22 protein-coding genes are annotated in these 23270 nt (G+C 39.9%); 13 read left to right on the forward strand and 9 right to left on the reverse strand.

Annotation, left to right across the window (positions count from 1 at the left end):
- Positions 1–45 precede the first annotated feature (45 nt).
- Positions 46–2823 (forward strand): M16 family metallopeptidase, encoded by a 2778-nt coding sequence (locus ACZ8ZH_RS07605; protein WP_119063385.1) that lies wholly within the window; start codon positions 46–48, stop codon positions 2821–2823.
- A 75-nt stretch (positions 2824–2898) separates the two neighbouring features.
- Here ACZ8ZH_RS07605 and ACZ8ZH_RS07610 read toward each other — a convergent pair whose 3' ends face one another.
- Complete coding sequence (locus ACZ8ZH_RS07610; RefSeq protein ID WP_119063386.1) at positions 2899–3966, reverse strand: amidohydrolase family protein; 1068 nt, start codon at positions 3964–3966, stop codon at positions 2899–2901.
- 121 nt (positions 3967–4087) lie between these two features.
- The gene (locus tag ACZ8ZH_RS07615; RefSeq protein WP_470247897.1) at positions 4088–4483 is read right to left on the reverse strand and encodes a DUF3144 domain-containing protein; all 396 of its coding nucleotides are present in this window, start codon (positions 4481–4483) and stop codon (positions 4088–4090) included.
- A 114-nt stretch (positions 4484–4597) separates the two neighbouring features.
- Between ACZ8ZH_RS07615 and ACZ8ZH_RS07620 the strand changes: the two genes are divergently transcribed.
- Entirely contained in the window at positions 4598–5230 is a 633-nt protein-coding gene (locus ACZ8ZH_RS07620; RefSeq protein ID WP_086210198.1) for a hypothetical protein, read from the forward strand.
- A gap of 68 nt (positions 5231–5298) precedes the next feature.
- Here ACZ8ZH_RS07620 and ACZ8ZH_RS07625 read toward each other — a convergent pair whose 3' ends face one another.
- On the reverse strand, positions 5299–6759 hold the full coding sequence (locus ACZ8ZH_RS07625; RefSeq protein WP_119063387.1) for a CYTH and CHAD domain-containing protein: 1461 nt from the start codon (positions 6757–6759) through the stop codon (positions 5299–5301).
- Between the two features lie 401 nt (positions 6760–7160).
- Positions 7161–8621 carry a CYTH domain-containing protein gene (locus ACZ8ZH_RS07630; RefSeq protein ID WP_119063388.1) on the reverse strand — a complete coding sequence of 487 codons (1461 nt, stop codon included), beginning with the start codon at positions 8619–8621 and terminating at the stop codon, positions 7161–7163.
- 285 nt (positions 8622–8906) lie between these two features.
- Between ACZ8ZH_RS07630 and ACZ8ZH_RS07635 the strand changes: the two genes are divergently transcribed.
- From ACZ8ZH_RS07635 to ACZ8ZH_RS07660, 6 genes are all read left to right on the forward strand, one after another.
- Positions 8907–9293, forward strand: a complete 387-nt coding sequence (locus ACZ8ZH_RS07635) for an Mpo1-like protein (protein ID WP_086210195.1) — start codon at positions 8907–8909, stop codon at positions 9291–9293.
- A 515-nt stretch (positions 9294–9808) separates the two neighbouring features.
- Positions 9809–10429: a thiamine phosphate synthase gene (gene thiE / locus ACZ8ZH_RS07640; protein WP_086210194.1), complete on the forward strand. Its 621-nt coding sequence runs from the start codon at positions 9809–9811 to the stop codon at positions 10427–10429.
- 41 nt (positions 10430–10470) lie between these two features.
- Complete coding sequence (gene hemL, locus ACZ8ZH_RS07645) at positions 10471–11769, forward strand: glutamate-1-semialdehyde 2,1-aminomutase (protein WP_086210193.1); 1299 nt, start codon at positions 10471–10473, stop codon at positions 11767–11769.
- A gap of 75 nt (positions 11770–11844) precedes the next feature.
- Positions 11845–12270, forward strand: a complete 426-nt coding sequence (locus ACZ8ZH_RS07650) for a GlcG/HbpS family heme-binding protein (RefSeq protein ID WP_086210192.1) — start codon at positions 11845–11847, stop codon at positions 12268–12270.
- A gap of 404 nt (positions 12271–12674) precedes the next feature.
- Entirely contained in the window at positions 12675–14360 is a 1686-nt protein-coding gene (gene aspT / locus ACZ8ZH_RS07655) for an aspartate-alanine antiporter (RefSeq protein ID WP_119063389.1), read from the forward strand.
- Positions 14361–14415: 55 nt separating this feature from the next.
- A complete protein-coding gene (locus tag ACZ8ZH_RS07660) occupies positions 14416–16014 on the forward strand; it encodes a bifunctional aspartate transaminase/aspartate 4-decarboxylase (RefSeq protein ID WP_119063390.1) in 1599 nt (532 codons plus the stop codon).
- Between the two features lie 372 nt (positions 16015–16386).
- Here the strand turns inward: ACZ8ZH_RS07660 and ACZ8ZH_RS07665 are convergent, their stop codons facing one another.
- Together ACZ8ZH_RS07665 and ACZ8ZH_RS07670 are read right to left on the reverse strand one after the other, a co-directional pair.
- A complete protein-coding gene (locus ACZ8ZH_RS07665; protein WP_119063391.1) occupies positions 16387–17079 on the reverse strand; it encodes an aspartate/glutamate racemase family protein in 693 nt (230 codons plus the stop codon).
- A complete protein-coding gene (locus tag ACZ8ZH_RS07670) occupies positions 17076–17288 on the reverse strand; it encodes a tautomerase family protein (protein WP_086210244.1) in 213 nt (70 codons plus the stop codon). Before ACZ8ZH_RS07670 ends, ACZ8ZH_RS07665 begins: the two co-directional genes overlap by 4 nt.
- A gap of 104 nt (positions 17289–17392) precedes the next feature.
- Here ACZ8ZH_RS07670 and ACZ8ZH_RS07675 point away from each other — a divergent pair, with 104 nt between their 5' ends.
- Both ACZ8ZH_RS07675 and ACZ8ZH_RS07680 read left to right on the forward strand, forming a co-directional pair.
- Positions 17393–18253, forward strand: a complete 861-nt coding sequence (locus ACZ8ZH_RS07675; protein WP_119063392.1) for a LysR family transcriptional regulator — start codon at positions 17393–17395, stop codon at positions 18251–18253.
- Between the two features lie 130 nt (positions 18254–18383).
- A complete protein-coding gene (locus ACZ8ZH_RS07680) occupies positions 18384–18710 on the forward strand; it encodes a hypothetical protein (protein WP_086210187.1) in 327 nt (108 codons plus the stop codon).
- Positions 18711–18714: 4 nt separating this feature from the next.
- Here the strand turns inward: ACZ8ZH_RS07680 and ruvC are convergent, their stop codons facing one another.
- Positions 18715–19260, reverse strand: coding sequence for a crossover junction endodeoxyribonuclease RuvC (gene ruvC / locus ACZ8ZH_RS07685; protein ID WP_086210186.1), 546 nt, complete (start codon positions 19258–19260; stop codon positions 18715–18717).
- A 122-nt stretch (positions 19261–19382) separates the two neighbouring features.
- Between ruvC and ACZ8ZH_RS07690 the strand changes: the two genes are divergently transcribed.
- Positions 19383–19964 (forward strand): FxsA family protein, encoded by a 582-nt coding sequence (locus tag ACZ8ZH_RS07690; protein ID WP_119063393.1) that lies wholly within the window; start codon positions 19383–19385, stop codon positions 19962–19964.
- A 128-nt stretch (positions 19965–20092) separates the two neighbouring features.
- A complete protein-coding gene (locus ACZ8ZH_RS07695) occupies positions 20093–20734 on the forward strand; it encodes a LysE family transporter (RefSeq protein WP_086210184.1) in 642 nt (213 codons plus the stop codon).
- Here ACZ8ZH_RS07695 and ACZ8ZH_RS07700 read toward each other — a convergent pair.
- Positions 20696–20908 (reverse strand): hypothetical protein, encoded by a 213-nt coding sequence (locus ACZ8ZH_RS07700; RefSeq protein ID WP_119063394.1) that lies wholly within the window; start codon positions 20906–20908, stop codon positions 20696–20698. The genes ACZ8ZH_RS07695 and ACZ8ZH_RS07700 overlap by 39 nt on opposite strands.
- 314 nt (positions 20909–21222) lie before the next feature.
- Here ACZ8ZH_RS07700 and ACZ8ZH_RS07705 point away from each other — a divergent pair, with 314 nt between their 5' ends.
- Entirely contained in the window at positions 21223–21468 is a 246-nt protein-coding gene (locus ACZ8ZH_RS07705) for a hypothetical protein (RefSeq protein ID WP_162900260.1), read from the forward strand.
- A 96-nt stretch (positions 21469–21564) separates the two neighbouring features.
- On the opposite strand, the gene metK is transcribed toward ACZ8ZH_RS07705, so the two are convergent.
- Positions 21565–22731, reverse strand: a complete 1167-nt coding sequence (metK, locus tag ACZ8ZH_RS07710; protein ID WP_086210181.1) for a methionine adenosyltransferase — start codon at positions 22729–22731, stop codon at positions 21565–21567.
- Positions 22732–23270 lie beyond the last annotated feature (539 nt).

Below are 23270 nucleotides of genomic sequence, written 5' to 3' on the forward strand. Positions count from 1 at the left end.
GATGTTGAGAATCATTCATATTTTGTCGAATTATTTGGAAAAATAATGTTAATGCGTTTTAAAACATTGAGTTTGTCGGTATTGCTACTTGGCTTTGGGGGCACAGTATGGGCACAACCCGTATTGGTAAAATCGGAACAGAAAATTGAAGAATATAAATTAGATAACGGTTTACGCATTATTCTTGCGCCAAACGATAAAGAAAATAAAGTGTATATGAATATGGTCTATTTGACTGGTTCATTGAACGATCCTAAAGGAAAGGGCGGTTTAGCGCATCTATTGGAACACTTAGCGTTCAAGGGAACTAAAAATGTTCCGGGAGATGAGTTTCAGCGCCGTTTAGATCAGTACGGTTTAATGAATAATGCCAGTACAGATTATTATTCAACCAAATATATTAATGTGGTTCGTCCTGAACAAAATGCGATTAATGAGCTGATTCATCTTGAAGCTGAGCGCATGGATGGCTTGGTGCTCCAAGAAAAATATGTACCGTCTGAAATCGCGATTGTAAAACGCGAGCGTGAAGTCCGTATGGATCAGCCTTTTTCGGTACTTATGGATCAGATGTGGAAGTCCGCTTATGGCAATCAATATTTAGGGCGTTTACCGATTGGTGATTTAAACGAGTTACAGTCAATCAAAATGGCTGAGCTGAATAAGTTTTATCGTGATTGGTATGCACCGAATAATGCGGTATTTGTCATTTCAGGGAAGTTTGACCAAGCTGCTGTACTAAAACAGATTGATGAAAAGTTTAGTGCGATTCAAGCGCGCGCTGTGCCTGCGAAAGTTAAAGTACCTGTCTTAGATGCCAGCAAGATTAAAGATCGCCAGTTTGTGGTGAAAAAAGGCAGTAACTTCGCCAAATACAATATTTACCTAAATGGTAAAAACGAGAACATTAAAACTGCGTTGGCGGTGTCACCGTATTTATATACCATGCAACCCAGCGGGCATTTGTACCAAAATATTGTAGAGACGGGAACGGCGACAGCAGTTCAGTCAACCACATGGTTAGATCAAGATTTTAATATGGTGTTTATGGGCGCAGTTTATGCACCCAACCATGATGTGAAAAAAGTCGAGTCGGCTTTGGTTGATGGGGTCGAAAAAACACCAAAATTCAACGAGGTTGAGCTTAACCGTGTGAAGAGCATGATTAAAAATTCACAAGAAAGCATGTTCAGTAGTGCAACGGCAGTCGGTGGCATGCTCAGTGACTACGTGGTTTCTGCCAACGGTGATTGGACACAATACTTTAAAGATCAGCAACAGTTACAACAGCTCAGCGTTACTGATGTGAACCAACGCTTAGATGACTTTTTAGTGCCTGAGCATCGTATTTCAGGCACTATCTTACCAACCCCAGAAGATCAGAAAAAAGCACTTGAACAAGCGGCAGCAGCCACGCCTACAAAAACTTTAGATCAGCAAGCCGTTGCTGAAGAGCCATTGAAAGATGCAAGTGTGTATAAGGCAGAAGTGGCTGGATATGTAAAAAGTTCAAAGCAATATTTAGAAAGTGCTGAAAAACAAATTCAGCGTGGCAAGCTAAAAAATGGTATGCAATACGCATTGTACCCGAGTACCACGCGTGACGATAAGACCTATGCCACCATTTCGATTGACTTTGGTGCGGCAGAAAGTTTGTTTAATAAGGCCGAGCTATTAGACCTAACTTCTTATTTACTGCTCAGAGCGTCAACTCAATATAGTTTGCAAGATATTGCTGATCATTCTATTGATGCTGGCGGTGGTGCAAGTGCAGCAAGTAATGGTAACGGCATCAATATTTCAATCGTGGCGAAGAAAGAAAAGTTTGATGAATTTTTTAACTTTGTTGTAGATGTCCTTAAAAATCCAACTTTTGAACAAAGCCAGTTTGATTTGATTAAGTCACAAAGCTTAGCAAGTCTAGATCGACCGTATACTGAGCCTGAAACTGTAGCAGCTTTAACCATTGCGCGTTTACTTGAAACTTATCCAATTGGGGATATTCGCCATCACTTCGAGCCTGAATATGCCAAGAAGCAGTATCAGGCTGCAACACAAGCACAGGTTAAACAGCTGTATCAGCAATTTTTTGCGATGAATCATGCACAAATTTCGGTGACGGGTGTGATTGATACGAAAAAGATGAAAAAGACTTTAAATCAGGCCTTTGCAAACTGGAATTCGGCAGCGCCTTATCAGCGGATTACTTCTGACTTTACGGCATATAAAGCGCAGCGGGTACACGCGCTGTCAGAGCAGCGTGAGTTTGGTAGCTATCAGAGCATTATGACGTTCCCTGTGGGCACGTATCACCCAGATGCACCTGCTTTGCAGGTACTCGAGCACATCTTAGGTGAGTCGCAGTTGTCCTCTCGTTTGGCGCAAGAGCTACGTGAAAAGAATGCTTTGGTCTATGGTTTTGGCAGCAGCATTTCACTCGATGACTGGACGGAGTCAGGAGCGCTGACAATTGACGCAAACTATAGCGCAGGCAAATCGGCTCAAGTGTCTCAAGCCGTGTATAAAGTGTTGAATGAGTTACTGGCAAAAGGCGTTACTGAACAGGAAGTCGAAGCTGCGAAAGCTGATATTTTGAAAAAGCGTGTGACTGCACTTGAAGATAGTCGCAATATCCATCGTATGTTGATTCCTCAAATGAAGCGCAATCGTACTTTACTGGATCGTGAGCAACGCGATTTAGCATTGGCAAAAATTAGCAAGGCTGATGTTGATACGGTGATTCAGAAATATATTCAGCTGGATCAATTGGTTGAAGTGATGGCTGACCAATATGGCAAAGCGCAGCCAGCGTTGAAAAAGTAAAGATCTCAGTTCTCACCTAAAAAGAACCCCTCAATATAGAGGGGTTTTTTGTTATAAGCCTTATGAAGCAGTTTTCTATTCAAGCCGATAAAACTGTTTGGCATTGTGATGAAATACGCGCTCTAAAGCATCAGGGTCATAGGCTGCGACGACATCACTAAAGGCATCAATAATATTGACCAACGATGTACTGACCGAATCCATCGGAAAGTTAGAGGCAAACATCACTCGATAGGTACCAAAACAGGCGAGGGCATGCGTAATCATGGGATGTGCCAGATCAAAGACTTCTTGTCTGGACGCCAGCCGGTCTTCTTTATGAAAACGATGTCCTAATACTGGCATGAAGAGTCCCGACATTTTGGTATAGACGTTTGGACAGCTTGCAAGCTCAGCTAAGTCATCTTTCCAACGGAAGAAAATATTTTCCCGTGCCGTCTGTGTCATCCCTGTATTTGCACCAATTGGACCAAATAAACCTGCGGGTGTACCCAAATGATCCAGCACAATAGAAGTTTCTGGGAACTGCTTGGCCAGATAAATTACATCTTCAAGCTGTGTGGAATAAACCCAAGCATCAAAACTCAAGTTGTATTGGGACAGTACTTCGAAGCCTTTGAGAAATTTCTTATTGCGATATAAGTGTGGCTCATCTGTCCACGCATGGATTGCTTTATCTTCATGAAAAGACGCCATTTTACGAATACCACGAAAGTGTGGTGAAGCTTTATGGTGTAATTTTAGGATCTTCTTAAAGTTACGATCACGCGGATCAGCTGTTGCAACAATGCCACCCAATTTGACCGTATCTGCCCCAAAAGCTAAAGACTCAATAAACTGAGTTTCCTCAACCACACCTTTGCCTTTGCTGTGATGCCAACTGGCTTCAACATGTACCACTTGTTCTACTGTGTATGGGCCAGTATCGTGTTTATAGTCATGAGGTAAATAAGGATGTGTAATATGACGGGTTAGACCGATGGTTTCAATCAGATCTTTAGGTTTCACCAAACGAACCATTTTGTCCAAAAGCTTAGGATGCTTGCCCAATAATTTGACTGCCAAAGCCGCTGCATGTGGCGTGTTATAGGGGTCCCACTGGTGAATGTGCGGATCAATGAGTGCAAAGTCCAAATGCTGCATGTTTTTCCCTAAATTATATTCTTTCAGGATTACCTTACTGCAAATTGAGGTATTGCAACATTGTATTTCATTTCAAATACGACGAAATGAAAAAAGCCTGCACGAGGCAGGCTTTGATTGATCAGTGATCGTGTTTGTGGTCATGCTTATTGGCATGAAATTCTTCGTTATGACGGAAACGAAGATAGTTTTCAAACTGTTCACAATATTCATCATAGTTGTCTTCAAGCATCATTTGGAATTGCTGTAAAATATAAGACATGACTTGCTCTTTGGCATCACGCATTTCGTCGCCATCTTTAAAGTTGTTGGCTGCTACCCACGTGTTAAAACGGGCTGTACCAAACAACATTGCTGCGCTCACTTGTCCACGCATTTCAGCAGGTTTCACTTGTGAACCTTTTTCAGTGCGACAAAAATCGTTTGCTTGCTTAATAAATTCATCTGCATGTTCAAAGAATTTAGCATTCAACGCTTCTTCTTCGGTTACATCTGTTGCTTCAATCTTCTGAACCATGAACTTGTCCTAAAATACATAAATAACTCAGACTGCATTATAGGCAAAGCCTTGCAGAAACTAAACCTTTGCCTTAATCTAAAAATAGCCTAAGCAGTAAAATAGAGAATATTCATGCAAGATGCGATTGCGGTACAAAGTTTAAAAAGTGATATTGCATTATTGCGTCAAAACATTTGGCCACCACAAAATTTGGCCAATGTCGAAGGCTTACCGATCTATTACGCTACAAAAGCAGAGGTCGAAGACTACTACCGTCAGTGGACGGGTTTGATTGAGCGGGCGCAAGACTTATTCCAACCCTTTATGGAAGATGAGGTACTGGACGCGATTCATTTACCCAGTCATTTGAATTTACCGCTATTTTATTTTCACGTCGATCGTATTCGGATTAATAAAACCCGTGCCAAAGAGTCTAAAAGTTTTCGCGGTATTGCGAGCTTAATCGAAAAATGTGGGCAGTTTGAACCCGAGCAAATCCAAGCTATGCGCACTTGGTTAGACAGCGATGATAACGCAGCCTTGGTTGCGCATAGGGAGTTTATTGACCTCAGAACCTATGTGTTTCAGCATGGGCAGAGTGAATATACCCGTACCCGATTTTATGTAAATGGTATCGTGTTAAGTACCGAAGCACACTTTGAGTTGGTCGATGCGCGAGACAAACCACGTAAACAGCGTAGCGATAGTTATAATGATCCACTCGCAGATAACAACACGTGGAAAGTATACGGCAAGTATCGCTAACTTAGGTGCTGGCAGAATTCACTTATAGAAGAAGCTTTCACTGCTGATGTGTGTTCTGATTTAAACGTCTATTTCAACTTTTTGGTTTGACTGAACTGCATCAGTTGTTGTTCAAGCAATTTCAGCATTCTATTTTTTTCCGCAGCAATCCAGCCCGCAGCAAAACTATAGGCAACATTGGGTTCTGTAGCTTGTTGAAATAAGGCTTCTGCAACGACCAAATCGTTATAGTATCCCAAGCTTTCTTGCACTACTTTGAGTTTTTTTAAATAGGTTTTTAACGCTTTTGCATCGAGTAAAGACGCCACAAACTCAATGCTATAACGCAGTTGTTTGACTTGTTTGCGAATACGGTGTTTTTCTTCATCCTCAAGCTGGCTAAAGTGCTCGGCATATGCACATATTTTATCGTGTAAAGCATGGATTACTTTGAGTGCATGCTTTTTCAGTTTGGCTTTTGAAGGCGAATCTAGTTTTTGCTCTGTAAATAAAATCAATTCAAGCCAAAGTTGCATCGTTTCGGGTCGTTGAAATAGGGCAGAGATATCAGTGATGACTTCTGTACTTGGCGCAAGATGATCTAATGGATAACCTGCCTCAATCAGTTGAGGAAGTAAATCTTCATTTAAGGCATCAATGTCGCGGGTTCCACCTAAGGCTTGAAAAATAGTGGTGAGTCCCATTTTCCAGTGCGGTTGAATGGCGTCCGACCATGCAGAAAAACTTTTCAGTGCGGTACGCAAGCGGCGGATTGCCACGCGGGCTTGGTGGACATGTTCACTGGTATACTGCTGTCGCGCAATTGAACTAGCATTAGGGAGTAGGTGCTGTAAGCAATTGGCCACTATGCTTTGCAGAGCCTCAACTTCGCTTGAGCTTCTGTTCAGTGCAAGAGATGTTTGATACTGCGCAGAAAAGTAACTTTGCTGACGGACAGCTAGAAGTCCATAGTCAGATTTACTGTGTGTGTCGAGCGACAGTTGATACTTTTGAATCCAAGGACGTATAAATGCGATCAGCTCCTCTATAGATCCTTGTTTTAATTCAAATTCGATCTCGAAAATATCTACACTGCTTTGTTCTTTAAAAATTTTTCCAATATCGAGTGCAATCTCAACTGTACTGTTCCCAACATCCTGCAAAACACGTAAACGTTGGATGTTAGTTTCAAAGAGCAACTTAAGGGTTGGAAGTGGAAGCCCCAAAGCGCGCTTTAATTGTTTATAGACAGCGGGATAAGCATCATAGCTATGTAAGTCGAGAGTCGTTGTTTCAGGTGGTGCTATATCAAATTCAAGTTCAAATCGACTCAGCGCTTTAGCGTTGTTCACGGCTTTGAAGGTTTGTTTCCATTCATCATTTTCCTGACGACGTCGAATCGCGATGCAATGTTTAGCAAGGGTTTGTTCAGCTGTATCAAAGTATTGTGCTGCCAGATGAATCGGTTCAGCCTTGAGCAAGCTAAAAGCTTTTTGTAAGGCCTTACGCTTCTTAACTGGAACTTGAAACTTAAACTCAATCTCTTGCATAGCGCTTACTCATAACGACCTGCATTTAACTATATGCTAAATCGAATAAAAAAAGACCAATTTTGAATAAATATAAGCTAAAAGAGCAGAAACAGTGTGATAGAGGTCACTTTTAAAATAATGAGGTGGAAGTTAAATGTATGAGGATTAATAAGTACTGATGGTTGCCGTGAAGTGACGATAACTTTGCATTGAGTAGGAATGTATCGCCTTACTTCTTAAGAATAAAAATGGATATAACCTGTATTGTTCTGATGATAGGCCGTTTTGCCATAGATAAATTAGTGGTTTGGAAGATAACAACCACGATTTTCTATCGTGGTTTTACGACTTTTCAGGTCTTGTGGAGGGGCGATAGCAGTCATATATTAATATAACTGCTTATTATGGTATGCAGAGCGTTATTTCAAGAATTTACGGCTGATTAAGAACTGTTCTGTGGCATCTAAAAGTTTATCTGCATAGACTTCAAGTTTTGCTGTGAGCCAGCCCAAAACAAACCAATCACTGGCTTCAAGTTCTGTCTGTTGAATGTACGCAGCAGAAGTCGCTAAGATTTGATATTCATGTGCGGCTTGTTGGGCGTCATTTAACGCTTTACTGTATTTCTGCAAATTTTTCACATCATAAATTGACGTTAAAATAGGAAAGCTAAACTTCAGTTCCTTAATTTTCTGTGCCAATACATCTAAGCTTTCAAAGTGACTAATATCCGCAGCATTTAAGCTTTCTTGTAGCTGTCGATATTGGTTTTGCAGGGTGTTATGTGCATAGGTTTTTAAATCTTGCTTTTGCACTTGATCATGTGGGCTTAAACTAAACGTTAATAATTCAAGATAATGATGGACGTTTTGGGTCGATTTAACTAAATTTCCAAGCTTTTCTTGAGCATACAATATGTCTTTAGCAAGATTTTCTGTTGTGGTTGGATTTTGTAAAAATGCACCTAAGGTATCTTGCATGTGTTGCAAATGCTGTAGTTGGTCGAATTGATGCTTAAATGCGCCCAGTTGCATTGCCCATTTATCAGAAATATTGCTATTCCAGTCTTTGAATAACGCTAGCGTTAGTTGTAAGTGCTCTAAAGCAGTTTGTGCTTGATCAATATGACTTTGCTCAGCAACACCTGCCGAAATTGCGGCAATATTGGGCAGTAAGTGCTGCATTTGCTGACCAATCAGCAAACTCAGGTTATGTGCCGCACTTTCTTTTTTTGATAAGATAAATTCCTTTTCAAAGCGCGCTGGACTCACTGTTTGCTCAAGTGCCAGTAAGTTACCCATTTCGGCTTTACTACGAACATCTAACCACAGTTGATACTTCTTCACCCATTCAAAACTAAAAGCCAAAAGCGACTGCACAGAGCCTGATTTGAGTTCAAACTCTACTTCATGGATGGTCTGTTCTCGACCAGATGCACGAACTACACCGACATCCAAACAGACTTCAATTTCAGCATCTTCAAACTCAATAACGCGATAGGTACGTTGGATGTCCGTTTCAAAGGTGAGCTTTAACGCAGTTGCATCTGATCCTAAAGCTTGGGTTAAAATCTGTTGAGCTTCTGGAATAGCTTCATAAATACTGAGGTCGAGTTCAGGAGATGACTCTAACTCACCCAAATTGTGATTATGTTCAAAACGGTGTAAATGACTTTTACCTGCGGCTTTGAGTGTTTGAATCCAGCAAGTGCCTTCGAGACGCTGACGCAAAGCAGCGCCGTGTTGAGCCAAAAGGCGGTCAGGCGTATCAAAATACTTGGCTTGAAGTTGAATATTTTCAGATTTTTTAGGATCTAAAGCTTTAAGAAGGGCGGTACGTCGTGCTTCGCTAATCTGAAATTTTAATTCAATTTCAACCATGAAAAATTCCTAATTCGAGGGGCTAGGTCAGTGCCAAGCCTTTATGTATTTAGATGCATGATCTGTAGTTTGTTTTATGTGCGCTAAAGGCACACCAATGGACAACTGAATTGTAGCGAAAAAGAGACCGTATGTAAGACTTGACGACACAATAAAACAAAGTTGCAGTGAGAGATTGATCAAAAAACAATTCTGTTTTTATTGGAAACTTTCTTAGAGGCGATTGCACTTTGCAGACTGAACATTTTCGGCTATGTTGGTAGAAAACCATCAGGATGATGACAGATGAATGCACAGGTTGAACCGAAACAGGAACGTGATGTAGAACCTAATTTTCAGTTGCCGATTAAGGACTTTCAGCAGTTTTATCGTTTTTATCTAACAGAACACCGTAACATCATGAGCCGTCGGTTGCATGTCACGGGCAGTTCGATGGGGCTGTACTTTTTCTCTAAAGCCATACTTAAACGCAAACCACGTTATTTTGTATACGGTTTAGTCTCTGGCTATGCCTGTGCGTGGGTAGGTCATTTTGTTTTTGAAAAAAATAAGCCAGCCAGTTTTAAACAGCCTGTGTATAGTTTTATCTCGGATTGGCGCATGTTCTTCGATGTGTTACGCGGAAACCTTAGCTTACAAGATCGTACTTTGGATAAAATTCCAAGTGAGTGAAGTACTTTATGACCAAATGATGAAAATATTCGTCGCAACCCGAAATTAACAGTTGCAATGTTAAAGTGAATGTTCTAATAATGAAGTCGTTGTATATATTTTCATCTTATTGCAAGTAGGCACATTTAGCTTATCTTTGCTTTGAGTTTTCCAAGCCTAGAGTGACCTTCTCTAGGCTTTTTTTATGTCATATTCAAATAAAATACGCGGCTTTTTAGCTTTTTATGATGTTGTTTGAACATCACTGGTTTAAAAAGCTAAAAAGCCGTTTAGATCGCTGCTCATCTCTTATTCTTGTTATGAAGTTGTTATTTTAATTTTGTTCTTGTTACCTTATGTATCCATTAAACTGCGAAAGCGTTGGGGTGGCTATCACTGATAATAGGTATTTTTAGACGGCACTTGTTTAGTCGCGACTTTTTTGTACAAAGCAGTATGTTTTCAATGTCAATTCATTAAGGTTAGATTGATTTTTAGCTTTATAATAGAACAACATAACCCAAAGGTAGAATTAAATGCGCGGTTTATATCTAATTACAAATGATGATCCATTAGAGCTACTTTTGGCTAAGCTGGAGGGTGCGATGGCAACTGGTGAAATTGCGATTTTGCAATATCGTCGTAAGAAAGTACCCAAAGAACAGCAAGACTATGAAGTTGAGTACATGAAAGCTATGTGTGCTGAATATCGAGTTCCTTTTGTGATTAATGATGACTTGGAAATGGCGGTTAAGTACGGCGTTGGGGTGCATTTGGGACAAGATGATGGTGAAGTTGCTGAAGCTGTTGCCCGTTTGCCTCAAGGCGTGGTTATCGGTCGTACTTGTCTAAACTCGATTGAACTTGCTGAAAAAGCGATTGCTGAAGGGGCAACTTATGTGGCTTTTGGTGCAATATATGCAACTCATACCAAGCCAGAAGCAGGTCATATTGGTTTGGAGACTTTAAAAGAAGCCAAAGCCAGATTGAATGTGCCCATTTGTGCAATTGGCGGTTTAACAGTTGAAAATTCAAGTGAAGTGATTGATGCGGGTGCCGACCTTTGCGCAGTGATTAGTGATATATTAGGTCGATCAATGTCTGCGATTCCCGATCGTATTGAACAGTGGGCTGATTTATTTGCATCTAAAGCTTAAGTGTTTTAGATGTCTTTTTATTTTTTGAGTTGAGTAATTTCATGAGCTTATCTCCAAAGCAAGAACAATTGTTTAAACAAGCTAGCAAACATATTCCAGGTGGTGTGAACTCACCTGTACGTGCCTTTAATAGTGTAGGTGGAACGCCTGTCTTTATTGAAAAGGCGCAAGGTGCGTATTTGTATGATGTGGATGGTAAACGCTATGTGGACTACGTAGGCTCATGGGGACCAATGATTTTAGGTCATGCTCATCCTGAAATTATTAAAGCTGTACAAAGTGCTGCGGTAGATGGTTTAAGTTTTGGTGCACCTACTGTACATGAAACGACTTTGGCCGACATTATTTGCGAAATTATGCCGTCAATTGAGTTGGTACGTATGACCAATTCAGGTACTGAAGCAACTATGACTGCGATTCGTCTTGCGCGAGGCTACACAGGTCGTGACAAGATTGTCAAATTTGAAGGCTGTTACCACGGTCATTCAGACTCGTTATTGGTCAAAGCGGGTTCAGGCTTGTTAACCAATGGTGAGGGGGAAGCCACCTCAGCGGGCGTTCCTGCTGACTTTGCCAAACATACGCTCACACTTCCGTATAACGATATTGCAACCTTAAAAGAGTGCTTTGCTAAGTTTGGTTCCGAGATTGCAGGGGTGATTGTTGAACCTGTAGCAGGAAACATGAACCTTGTGAAACCAATTGATGGATTCTTGCAAGCGATTCGTGATGTGTGTGATGAATATGGTTCTGTTTTTATCATTGATGAAGTGATGACAGGTTTCCGTGTTGGGCTAGGCGGTGCGCAAGCTCACTATGGCGTGACCCCAGATTTAACCACCTTGGGCAAAATTATTGGTGCAGGCTTACCTGTTGGTGCATTTGGCGGTAAACGAGAAGTGATGGAGTGTATTGCTCCACTGGGTAAAGTTTACCAAGCTGGAACATTGTCGGGGAATCCACTTGCAATGCGTGCAGGGATTGAGATGTTTAAGCACCTGCGCCAAGAGGGATTCTACGAAAAATTGACAGCGCAGCTAGAAAAACTTCTTGCTGGTTTACAAGTAGCGGCCAATGAAGCAGGTATTGCTTTTAAAACACAACAAGTAGGTGGTATGTTTGGTTTGTACTTTACCGATCAAGAAGACATTACCAGCTTCGACTCGATGCTCAAGTGCGATATCGACGCATTCCGTAAATTCTTCCATGGCATGTTAGACCGTGGCGTGAACCTTGCACCTTCAGCATTTGAAGCAGGTTTTATTTCTGCCGCACATACAGATGAAGACATTGAATTTACTCTTCAGGCCGCAAAAGATGTTTTTGCCAGCATGAAGTAAATTTTCAGTTCTATCATTATATAGCCCATCTTAATTGATGGGCTTTTTTGTATTAGGTATTTGGAGGAATGAAAAATGAAAATCAAACATTGTTTAACGTTGGTAGATGCTGAATTTATACTAAGTCATGCTTTTGATTATGCTCAGACGCATGAACTTAATGTAAGTATTGCTGTTGTAGATGAAACAGGAGTTTTACTGACAATGAAGCGAATGGATGGAGCATCGCCTATGACAGCAAATTTATGTATTGAAAAAGCCAAATGTTCAGCAATGAGTCGTCGCCCATCAAAGTTATTTGAAGACTTGATTCGATCTGGGCAGATGGGTTTTCTGAGCATGCAAAGCTTTTCGGGAATGCTCGAAGGTGGCGAACCGATTATGTATGAAGGGCAATTGGTTGGAGCAATCGGAGTATCAGGTGCAAAATCTTTTCAAGATGCTGAAATTGCGCAACATGCACTTTCTATATTTTTTGCACAGTTCAATTTCGAAACTTGAGGGCTTCAAAGTAGCTACAAAATATGGTTGAGTAAAATTCGCAAGGATGCGAGCAATTTTAAAATTCTAGTTGTGAACTAAATCACAATATAAAAAATGGATTATTAAAACAAGATTTTTTTTAAAAATAAATAAATCATACATTTATATTAATATGTAAAAACAAAATAAATATAATAAAAATTATTTTAAATATTGCATGGGGTTTTTGTTACACGAAAAAACATTAATTTCGACTATTTTGGTTGGTGATATGAAAATTAAATAATTTTGAAATAAATAATATTCATTTTTATAAATACAACCAATATATTTGCATTTATATTTTCTGAGGCGTATTTTAACAGTTGGAAAATAATTCTTAGTTTTAACAATAAGCCTAATAATAAAAGTGAGTCCATAATATGATTGAGTGGCTACAAGGTGAATTAAAACATAGTCCCGAAATTCTATTGTTTTTGTCTTTGGCAATAGGCTTTTGGATTGGTCAATTTCAATTTGGTAAGTTTCAATTTGGTGGTGTCGCAGGATCATTGCTGGTTGCAGTGATTCTCAGTTTGATTGGTGTTCCTGTTGATAATGGTGTGAAAGCCATTCTGTTTGCACTATTTATTTACGCAGTTGGGTTTGAAAGTGGTCCACAATTCTTCAAATCTCTCGGACCTCAGTCGATTAAAGAAATTTTACTGGCTGCCTTTATGGCCATTTGCGGACTTATCACCGTGCTTGCTATGGCAAAAATCTTTGATTTAGATAAAGGTTTGGCTGCAGGCTTAGCCGCAGGTGGTATGACACAGTCTGCCATTATTGGCACAGCAGGCGATGCTCTCTCGCGCTTAGATTTGCCAATGGCAGAGATTCAACGACTGCAAGCCAATGTCGCAATTGGCTATGCCGTGACTTATATTTTTGGTTCTCTAGGTGCGATTATTATTTGTGTGAACATCTTGCCGAAATTTATGGGGCGAGAAATTCATGATGATGCACTTAAAGCGCAGTCTGAGCGTTTAAAAGGTGCTTTTGAACTTGCCCCAGGTCAAGAACTGGCGATGCCAGAAATTGTAGGACGGATTTATAAAGTCCAACAAGCCTCTGGAAAAACAATTGAAGAATTAGAAGCCCAAAAATCAGGCATTACCATTGAGCGGCTTAAACGTAAAGATCAGTTTATTGATGTATCTCCTGAAATTACGTTACAAACAGATGATGTGGTTCTCATTGTCGGTCGCAGAGCAAGTGTTGTTTCTATTGCAGAGAATATTGGTTCAGAACTCCAATCGTCCCAAGGCATGGAAATGGTCATGGATACGACGGATGTCATTTTAAGAAATTCTAAATACATCAATCGAACACTAGGCGATGTCAAAGCCAAGACGCCTGATTATCTTAAACACGGTATTTATGTATTGGGCATTAAACGTCAAGACGAAACACAACTCTTAAATGATGAAACCATGTTGCGTCAAGGCGATGTGGTGACCGTATACGGAACCAAAAGTGATCTTGAGCGTTTAGTCAAAGAAGCAGGTAAAGCCTTACCAGAGAGCTTAAAAACAGACTGGATCTTCCATGGCGCGGGTTTAGTGGTGGGTCTATTAATTGGCTTATTTGTCGTGCGTATCGGTGATGTTCCGCTGACGCTTGGTGCTGGCGGTGGCGCACTTTTATCAGGTCTGTTGTTTGGTTGGTTACGTAGCCGAAATCAAGTTCATGGCAATATGCCTTTAGCCGCTTCGCAGTTACTTAAAGATCTAGGTCTTGCAGGATTTGTGGCTGCTGTTGGTTTACAGTCAGGATTACAGGCCATTCAAACCATTAAAGACAGTGGCTTGTCATTATTTATGATTGGTGTAGTGGTCACGGTTGTGCCACTCATTCTTTCGATGCTTTTTGCACGTTATGTTCTGCGTTATGACAATGTCGCAGTCATGGCAGGTGCCTTAACTGGTTCACGCAGTGCAAACCCTGCATTTGGTGGAGTGCTTGATAAAGCAGGCAATTCAATTCCTACAGTTCCTTTTGCAATTACCTATGCATTGGCCAATGTTTTCCTCACCTTGCTGGGTCCACTGATTGTGGGTTTAGCTTAAAAATTGATGTTTAACAATAAATCTTTGGCTTCACTATAATTAAAGGAGACTTCCCATGGGGAACGTTGATTACTCAAAATACGCAAAACTAAGCCCATTTGAATTAAAAGATAAACTGATTGCACTCGCAGAAAGTCGAACTGACCGGATGATGCTGAATGCAGGTCGAGGAAACCCAAACTTCCTTGCAACTGTGCCTCGTAGGGCTTTTTTCCAGCTGGGTTTATTTTCTGCAACCGAATCTGAGTTTTCATTTTCATATATGCCAGAAGGGCTCGGGGGCTTTCCACGACCTGTAGGCTTGCAATCTCGTTTTGATAACTTTGTACTTGAAAATCGTGATAAGCCAGGCGTAGTGTTTTTAGGAAAAGCGATTTCTTACGTCCGAGACCAGCTGGGCTTAGATCCTGATGCATTTTTACTGGAAATGGTTGAAGGTATTTTGGGCTGTAATTATCCTGTTCCAGATCGCATGCTACGCCTCAGCGAAACCATCATTAAAGAATATGTGCTGCGTGAAATGGGCGTGCAAGGTATGCCAAAAGATGGCTTAGATTTGTTTGCCGTAGAGGGCGGAACAGCAGCAATGGCATATATTTTTAACTCGCTTAAAGAAAATAAAATTATTGCTACGGGTGATCGAATTGCTATTGGTACCCCGATTTTTACCCCTTACTTAGAGATTCCAAAACTCAATGATTATCAGCTAGAAGAAGTATTGATTGAAGCAGATCCAAAACAAGGATGGCAATATCCAGAGTCAGAGCTCCGCAAATTAGAAGATCCATCAATTAAAGCTTTCTTCTTGGTGAATCCAAGTAATCCGCCCTCAGTTAAAATGAGTGATGAAGGCTTGGCGATTTTGGCAGATATTGTTAAAAAACGTCCTGATCTGATTATTTTGACCGATGATGTGTATGGAACATTTGCTGATAATTTCAAATCATTATTCGCCATTTGTCCAGATAACACCATTTTGGTTTATTCGTTCTCCAAATACTTTGGTGCGACAGGCTGGCGTCTTGGGGTCATCGCCATGACCAACAATAATATTTTGGATAAGAAGCTTACTGAATTATCTAAAAAAGACAAAAAAGAACTAGAAGAACGCTATTCATCACTTACGACTGACCCATCGAGTATCAAATTTATTGATCGTCTGGTGGCAGATAGTCGTAATGTGGCCTTAAATCACACCGCTGGACTGTCTACACCACAACAGGTTCAAATAGTTTTATTTGCGTTATTTAACTTAATGGATTCACGTCAAAGTTATAAAAAAGCAGTTAAATCTGTAGTGCGTGAGCGTGATGCAGCACTGTATCGACAACTGGGTGTTGATGTTCCTCAAGATCCAAATGCAGTCGATTACTATACACTGGTGAATTTGGAAAATACTTCGCGGACGCTTTATGGTGATGAGTTTGCAGACTGGGTTATGAAGAATAAAAACCCAACTGAATTACTTTTCCGTGTGGCGGATGAAACGGGCGTGGTTTTACTTCCAGGCTCGGGTTTTGGTGTACAACATCCTTCCGCACGCGCATCCTTGGCAAATCTGAATGAATTTCAATATGCAGCCATTGGTGATTCATTGCGACGCTTTGCGGAAGAGTCTTATCAGGAATATCTAAAATCTAAAAAGAAAAAGTAAGCTTGAACGGTCTGGATTAAACCAGTTATAAAAAAGCCCATCTCATTTGATGGGCTTTTTTATATTGTTTTAGATGCAGAATAAAAAAGAGACGTTAGATAGACAGGAACGAAAGCTTTTCAATATGCGAAGAGTAGAAAATATATAATTCAGTATTTCTTTACTTGACTGAATTTTTAAATAAAGCATCTGATAGAACAGAAAGGCTATAATTTTCATGAAATACTTTATAATCAATGTCTTGGATATATTTAATATGCTTATTGCACTATAAAATGGATGGTTTAGGAGTAAGTATATAAAATCCATTAATCTCTATTTGCACAATTAGAACTTTCTGGGAATCTAGATGAAGTCACTTTTAGGGGGGTATTAATTACAAATTACGTTGATTAACTCTTGAATGTGAACATCTAAGGTATCCAAAGTAGGTAGCGGTAAAATAGTATCTTTAAATATTAAAGGCAGTTCCGTACAGCCTAATATAATGGCATCAATATCATCTTCCTCATGCATTCGTTGCACAATTTGGAGCATCTGTTTTTGTGTTTCAACGGAAACAATCCCATGTTCTAATTCGCTAGAAATTTTGTCTGCAATAAATAACTGCTCATCCGCGTGAGGCATTACAATATTTATTCCAGCTTCTACAAAAGGCTTTTTAAAAAACGCTGCCTGCATTGTAAACTGTGTTCCGAATAGCCCAATTTTTGCATAATTTTGACGTTGTGCTTCCTTTTTTGTCGCCTCTACAATACTTATTAAGGGTACTGTCGAATTTGCTTGAAGTTGATCAAACACAATGTGAGGGGTGTTGCCTGTTAAGGCAATAATTTCTGCACCACCAGCAATGAGGCTATTAATTCCTTTCATTAAGTATGAAATCAGCCCTTCAAAATCTTCATGCTCACAGAACGCTAAAACTTCAAATACATTTAGGCTTTCGATTGCTAAGTTGGGGAAGAATGTTGGTCCAACTTTTTCCTGTAAGGAATAAACCAGTTTTTTATAATAAAGCAGGGTAGATTCGGGTCCTATACCACCAATTAATCCAAGTTTTTTCATTTTTGAGCCTCTAGTCGACGTTCTGTTGTGGTTTTTCCCGCGACACCCCAATTGTCCATTTCAACTTCATCAATAATGACCATCGTTGTTGCTGGATTTTTATTTAAAACGGTGACTAAGAGCTGAGTAATCCCGTCAATAATTTGCTTCTTTTGTTCAATCGTAGGCGCTTCATTTCCACCTGTCACTTTCACATTTACGAAAGGCATCGACATCCTCTACACATTATAAAATTAAGGTCTCGAATGTTAGAGGGTATTTTTCTTCAATAAAATTAAATAATATTGAGTAAATCGTTTAATTTTATTGAATCATGGAAATTAGCCAACTTAAAACGCTTATTGTGCTTATTGAAACTGGAAGTATTACTGGTGCAGCCAAAAAGTTAAACCGAGTACCTTCCGCAATTACTATTCGCTTACAACAGCTTGAGGAGTATTTGGGAGTGTCACTTTTTATTCGAGAGAAAAAAAGTTTAGTTGCGACACCCAAAGCATTATTACTATATCAATATGCAAAGCAAATCGTAGCACTGGCGTATGAAGCTGAAAATAAAATCAAAGCTGATCAACCTTGTGGGCCTTTACGAGTGGGGGCATTGGAAAGTATGGCGGCAACAAGATTACCCGCACCACTGGCTCAGTTATATTCGATTTATCCTGCAATTAAATTGGAACTGGTTACAGGTATACGCGATGGTTTATATCAATCTTTACTGGATGGCGAGTTAGATGTGGTTCTAATTGGAGATGCTCCTCAAAATCCACTGTTGAATCGTTCGCTCATTTATGATGAAGAACTTATAATTATTGCACCTAAGGGGCATCCTAAAATTTTAATGCCTTCAGATGCTGAAAGTGCAACTATTCTTGCATTTAAAGAGGGTTGTTCTTATCGGGATCGACTTTTAAACTGGTATCAGTCCTTTAATATCACACCAAAAAGGATAGCTGAGGTTGCATCCTATCACGCAATTCTAGGTGGTGTAGCCGCGGGCATGGGGATTGCGATTATTCCCAAAACAATGTTAGATACTTTTCCAAATCAAGATTTATTGTCCGTACATTATATAGATTCAGCATTAGGACGCATCCAGATTGAATTAATTTGGAGAAAAGAATTAATTTCTGCAAATATTCAAGCTTTAGAAAAGTGCCTCCTGAATAGGACGTAAATGATTGATTTAATCTTATTCTCGTATGAAACTTTTGGTGATCTTTTTTGCATATTTTATTGGTCAATCTTATGATGTTTCTAGCGTTTGAATAGAAACTATTGAATTCAAAAATAAAAATGGGGGAAGAATGGATAAATACTTACTGGTCGCCTTGGTGGTTGGTGCATGTATACTTTTGGTGATTTACACTCAACTTGCACCAACAGGTGGGCAAAAAAACTTTAAGCAAATTGTGCAACAGGCATTTAGTCGTTATAAAGTGATTGAAAAAAATTACACCATTATGATTTGTGAGATCAACCATCGCAATGAACCAGAAGAGTTGGTCTTTATCCGTATTGACCCTGCTCAAAAGAAAAATTTGCGCACTTCAGGAAGAATGCTGATCGCCACCTATCCCAAAGCACCTTCAGTACGTGAAATGCGTAAAGACTTTAAAGGCTATGTCACTTAATTCATTAGCGTCGACGAGAGCTACTACGGCTGCGTCCACGTGCCATGCCACCTAAAGCATTGAGTACAGCAAGTTTGGTCATACTGCCCGAAGCATGCGCATGACAGATGGCAGCAGCAAGCGCATCGGCGGCATCTTGCTGTGGTTTGATGCTTAGGTTTAAAAGTTTCATCACCATCATTTGTACTTGTTCTTTATCTGCAGCACCGTAACCGACCACAGACTGTTTAATTTGACGGGCTGTGTATTCGGCAACTTGTAAGTCTAGGTTTACTAGTGCAGCAATTGCGGCACCACGTGCTTGCCCGAGCTTCAGTGCAGAGTCAGGGTTTTGTGCCATAAAGACTTGTTCAACAGCAGCTTCAGTTGGACCATGAAATTTTACAATACGATCAATCCCTGCAAAAATACGCTTTAGACGCTCAGGCATTTCAGCTGTTTCAGTACGAATGGTGCCAGCATCGACAAAAATTAGTTTTTGACCTTCTTTTTGAATAATACCGTAGCCTGTGAGGCGAGAACCGGGGTCAATACCAATAATTAATGACATGCAAGCCCTTTAAAAAAAAATATATGCCCATATTGTTACATAAGCGGATGAAAAAAGCTTGATGTAGATTGAGCAGTTGATCATTGCACCTTATTCATTTTGTTGAGATTAGATTAATTTTCATGAAATTATTTCTTTTTATATTGGCTGGTGTCATTCTCGAAGTTTTCGTATGGATTGGCGTGGGCGACCTCGTTGGTAGTATGTGGTACGTATTCTTCTGGTTTATTGTTGCTTTCTTTATTGGCATGAGCCTGATTCGCAAGTACTCAGCAGGTTTAATGCCGCAAATGCAGCAAATGCAAACAGGACAGATGAGCGGTGATCCTGCACTAACCAGTAATCTACCTAAAATTATTGCAGGTTTTCTTTTATTGATTCCTGGTTTGCTAACGGACGTGCTAGCTGTGCTTTTACTTATCCCTGCTGTCCAGAAAGCGATGACAGGCGCATTGATGAAAGTGATGATGAAGCGTCAACAAACGATGATGGAAAAAATGATGGGTGGTATGATGGGCGATATGAATGGCATGGGCGGTGGTGCTCAAGGTCAAAACCCATTTGCAGACATCATGCGTCAGATGCAAGAAATGCAACAACAGCAGGGTGGTTCAGGCTACCGTGACTCGAGTATTATTGATGGTGAAGCACGAGAAGTAACACCCGATGCGAAAAAAATTGAAATGAAAGATGTGAACAAATAATTTCATATTTAATCTTAAAGCCGAGTTTGACTCGGCTTTTTTTATTGCTTTAAAAATGTTGAGGTGATGATGATTTAAAATAAATATAACAAACGATATAATTATTTTTTAAAATTATACTTCTTTTTATGTCATTGCTTTTCACGATTTGTGCTTTGCATTTTGTTGCACAGCTTAGTCCCGGTCCTGATGTTTTGCTGATTGCCAAAAGTTCAGCTTCGACCACACAAAAAAATACGTTAAAAACTATCTTAGGTATTTCCGTTGGCATCGTGGTTTGGGTGGTTTTAACCTTGTTAGGTTTTACTGTACTCATCGACAAAATGCCATGGATTCAACAGCTATTGATGTTGGTTGGTGGGGTGTTTCTCGCACGTATGGGCTGGTTCATGTTGAAAACAGGCATCAACACAATACAGCAAGACGCAATGCTGGATGATGGTCAAAAACTGGCTACACCGAAGGCCAACCATTATTTCATGTCAGGTTTGCTGACGAACTTGTCCAACCCGAAAACGCTGATTTATTTTAGTAGTGTGTTTTCACTAGCCTTGAGTTCTAGCGCAAGTCCTTACTTAAAAATGCAGCTTGCGGTGATTATTCCAATTCAAACTTTTATGACTTTTGCATTGTTGATGATGCTTTTGTCATTACCTAAAATTAAGGCGGCTTATCAGCGTTCAGGAAGTTATATCGACATTTTTTCTGGTGGGTTGTTCCTGATTTTTGCTTTATGGCTTTGGTATGATGCACTTGCAATCTACATCTAAGTTCTCTTTAAGTTCTTTAGATGATGGGATCTGTTCCAAGGTGGAGGCCTCGTCTTTTTTACTCTGTGTATAACGGTTAGGCTGCAATGTCGCTTCGGTATTTTCTGAGCCCTTATAGCTACGACTACGGTTGGCACGTTCGCGTAAACCGCCTTTTTTGATCAACTGAACCATTCTTTCTTCCTCATCGTTGCATCGTATTTTAATAAACAATCGCTAGAAAACTAAAGGGTTTTAAGCAAATATGATGGAATACGTCAAAAACTATTATGTTACAAAATGAAATTGTCATGATTGGGTGTTATAACAAGGAATTGTTTTTAATTCAGTTGATTAGTTTTACGGTGTAAGTTTTTGCTGACAGCATTTCAGGTTAATGGTACTTGTGCCTCAACAAATACTCACATAAGATAAATTAATCTAACATTCTGTGAGGCAGGGTGATGGACAATAAAAACAAGAAAGTAAGAAAACAAAGGGGGAAAGTTATGCTCTATCAATATCACTGCGCTTGTTGCGAAACAGTTGTCGCATCAACAGACAAAGACTGCCCAAACTGTGGATCACACAATATTAGAAGCCCTTTTGGATTTTGGATTTTCTGTATTGTTGCATGTTTAGCAGCGGCCATTATTGTTAAATCTGTACAAGTTTATTTGACGGATCGAAATAGTGAACCTACCGCTGTGACTTCACTTTTTGATGTGCTTAATCATGAAAATAAACCAAAGTAAGTGATGTTCAATGACTTCACGATTGAACTGATGGGCTATTTTCCATCAGTGAAAATAAAAAAACCCGCATTAAGCGGGTTTCTTTTGGAATCAAACTTATAGACCAGCTGCAGCTTTAAGCGCTTCCACTTTGTCAGTTTTTTCCCATGTAAATGCAGTATCTGAACCTTCGCGACCGAAGTGACCATAAGCAGCAGTTTGCTTATACATCGGTTGAATGAGGTCAAGCATACGAGTGATACCGTATGGACGTAAGTCGAAGTGTTCACGGACTAATGCAATGATCAGCTCTTCAGATACTTTTGCTGTATTGAAGGTATTGATTGAAATAGACGTTGGCTCAGCCACACCAATGGCATACGACACTTGGATTTCACATTTGTCTGCAAGACCCGCAGCTACAATGTTTTTCGCAACATAACGACCTGCGTAAGCAGCAGAACGGTCAACTTTAGATGGATCTTTACCAGAGAAAGCACCACCACCGTGACGTGCCATACCACCGTAGGTGTCTACGATGATTTTACGGCCTGTTAAACCACAGTCGCCCACTGGGCCACCAATCACAAACATTCCTGTTGGGTTGATGTGGAATTTGGTGTCTGCATGGAACATCTCAGCAGGAATTACTTTTTTCACGATTTCTTCAATAACAGCTTCTTTTAAGTTGCTTTGAGAAATTTCAGGATCGTGCTGGGTAGACAGAACCACTGCGTCTAAACGAACAGGCATGCCATTTTCATAAGCAAAAGTTACTTGGCTTTTTGCATCTGGACGTAACCATGGTAAAGCACCACTGCGACGTAGTTCAGCTTGCTTTTCCATTAAACGGTGTGCGTATGAAATTGGAGCAGGCATAAGCACGTCAGTTTCACGGCTTGCATAACCAAACATTAAACCTTGGTCACCTGCGCCTTGATCTTCAGGCTTTTGGCGGTCTACACCTTGAGCAATCTCTGGTGACTGTTTACCAATCATGTTGATCACAGCACAGGTTGAACCATCAAAACCTAGGTCAGAATGGTGATAGCCAATGCCATTTACGGTTTGGCGTACTACTGCTTCAAAGTCAACATTTGCAGTTGTTGTGATTTCACCGGCAAGTACTACCGCACCCGTTTTTACAAGCGTTTCACAAGCAACCCGTGCATATGGGTCTTCTTTTAAGATCGCATCCAAGATAGCATCACTGATTTGGTCAGCCATTTTATCTGGATGGCCTTCGCTTACAGATTCCGAGGTAAATACAGCGTACTCGCGCATAAGTCCTATCACAGTTAATTTAAAAGACGCAATATGGTACATCGACTTAGCCATTTGAGCCAGTTCTACACGACCAAAATGACTGAATTTATTTCAATTCAACGACTTTTTATCTGATATAAGCATCTAAAAAATTGATATAGCGTTTATTTTTAGTTCGAAATGACAAAATAACGGGTTTTTCTTCAAAATATAGAGGTATGTATTTTGGAGGGTTATGCGCTGTTTATATTTTAATATAAAACAAAAACTTGACGTATTTTTTATTGGTTTTCTTGTTTTGGCATTAAATAAAAAATGCTCAAAATATGTATCATAAAAGAATCAATAATTTGTCCTAATTCATGAAAAATCTAAAAAAATGAATAAAATTCACCATGCGTGTTTAATTGTATGTAAAAAATACAAATGTATGCTGTGATGTGTTTGATACTCAAAGATAACGGTTTGTTCTGATTAGTGAATAGGATGATTGAGCTTTGTTTTTAAAAGTTGAAGATTCTATCGTATGGGATTTGAACCAGAGAAAAGCTAGTGAG

Source organism: Acinetobacter sp. SW-226, from assembly GCF_055632855.1.

Bases quoted from the DNA above. Each gene is read 5' to 3' on its own strand.
- metK (WP_086210181.1), bottom strand. From the start codon at position 22,731: ATGCGCGAGTACGCTGTATTTACCTCGGAATCTGTAAGCGAAGGCCAT.
- ACZ8ZH_RS07610 (WP_119063386.1), bottom strand. From the start codon at position 3,966: ATGCAGCATTTGGACTTTGCACTCATTGATCCGCACATTCACCAGTGG.
- ACZ8ZH_RS07630 (WP_119063388.1), bottom strand. From the start codon at position 8,621: ATGGTTGAAATTGAATTAAAATTTCAGATTAGCGAAGCACGACGTACC.
- ACZ8ZH_RS07670 (WP_086210244.1), bottom strand. From the start codon at position 17,288: ATGCCTTTCGTAAATGTGAAAGTGACAGGTGGAAATGAAGCGCCTACG.
- ACZ8ZH_RS07620 (WP_086210198.1), top strand. From the start codon at position 4,598: ATGCAAGATGCGATTGCGGTACAAAGTTTAAAAAGTGATATTGCATTA.
- ACZ8ZH_RS07660 (WP_119063390.1), top strand. From the start codon at position 14,416: ATGGGGAACGTTGATTACTCAAAATACGCAAAACTAAGCCCATTTGAA.
- ACZ8ZH_RS07605 (WP_119063385.1), top strand. From the start codon at position 46: ATGTTAATGCGTTTTAAAACATTGAGTTTGTCGGTATTGCTACTTGGC.
- ACZ8ZH_RS07705 (WP_162900260.1), top strand. From the start codon at position 21,223: ATGCTCTATCAATATCACTGCGCTTGTTGCGAAACAGTTGTCGCATCA.
- ACZ8ZH_RS07650 (WP_086210192.1), top strand. From the start codon at position 11,845: ATGAAAATCAAACATTGTTTAACGTTGGTAGATGCTGAATTTATACTA.
- hemL (WP_086210193.1), top strand. From the start codon at position 10,471: ATGAGCTTATCTCCAAAGCAAGAACAATTGTTTAAACAAGCTAGCAAA.
- ACZ8ZH_RS07695 (WP_086210184.1), top strand. From the start codon at position 20,093: ATGTCATTGCTTTTCACGATTTGTGCTTTGCATTTTGTTGCACAGCTT.
- thiE (WP_086210194.1), top strand. From the start codon at position 9,809: ATGCGCGGTTTATATCTAATTACAAATGATGATCCATTAGAGCTACTT.
- ACZ8ZH_RS07700 (WP_119063394.1), bottom strand. From the start codon at position 20,908: ATGGTTCAGTTGATCAAAAAAGGCGGTTTACGCGAACGTGCCAACCGT.
- ACZ8ZH_RS07680 (WP_086210187.1), top strand. From the start codon at position 18,384: ATGGATAAATACTTACTGGTCGCCTTGGTGGTTGGTGCATGTATACTT.
- ACZ8ZH_RS07690 (WP_119063393.1), top strand. From the start codon at position 19,383: ATGAAATTATTTCTTTTTATATTGGCTGGTGTCATTCTCGAAGTTTTC.
- ACZ8ZH_RS07635 (WP_086210195.1), top strand. From the start codon at position 8,907: ATGAATGCACAGGTTGAACCGAAACAGGAACGTGATGTAGAACCTAAT.
- ACZ8ZH_RS07615 (WP_470247897.1), bottom strand. From the start codon at position 4,483: ATGGTTCAGAAGATTGAAGCAACAGATGTAACCGAAGAAGAAGCGTTG.
- aspT (WP_119063389.1), top strand. From the start codon at position 12,675: ATGATTGAGTGGCTACAAGGTGAATTAAAACATAGTCCCGAAATTCTA.
- ACZ8ZH_RS07665 (WP_119063391.1), bottom strand. From the start codon at position 17,079: ATGAAAAAACTTGGATTAATTGGTGGTATAGGACCCGAATCTACCCTG.
- ACZ8ZH_RS07675 (WP_119063392.1), top strand. From the start codon at position 17,393: ATGGAAATTAGCCAACTTAAAACGCTTATTGTGCTTATTGAAACTGGA.
- ruvC (WP_086210186.1), bottom strand. From the start codon at position 19,260: ATGTCATTAATTATTGGTATTGACCCCGGTTCTCGCCTCACAGGCTAC.
- ACZ8ZH_RS07625 (WP_119063387.1), bottom strand. From the start codon at position 6,759: ATGCAAGAGATTGAGTTTAAGTTTCAAGTTCCAGTTAAGAAGCGTAAG.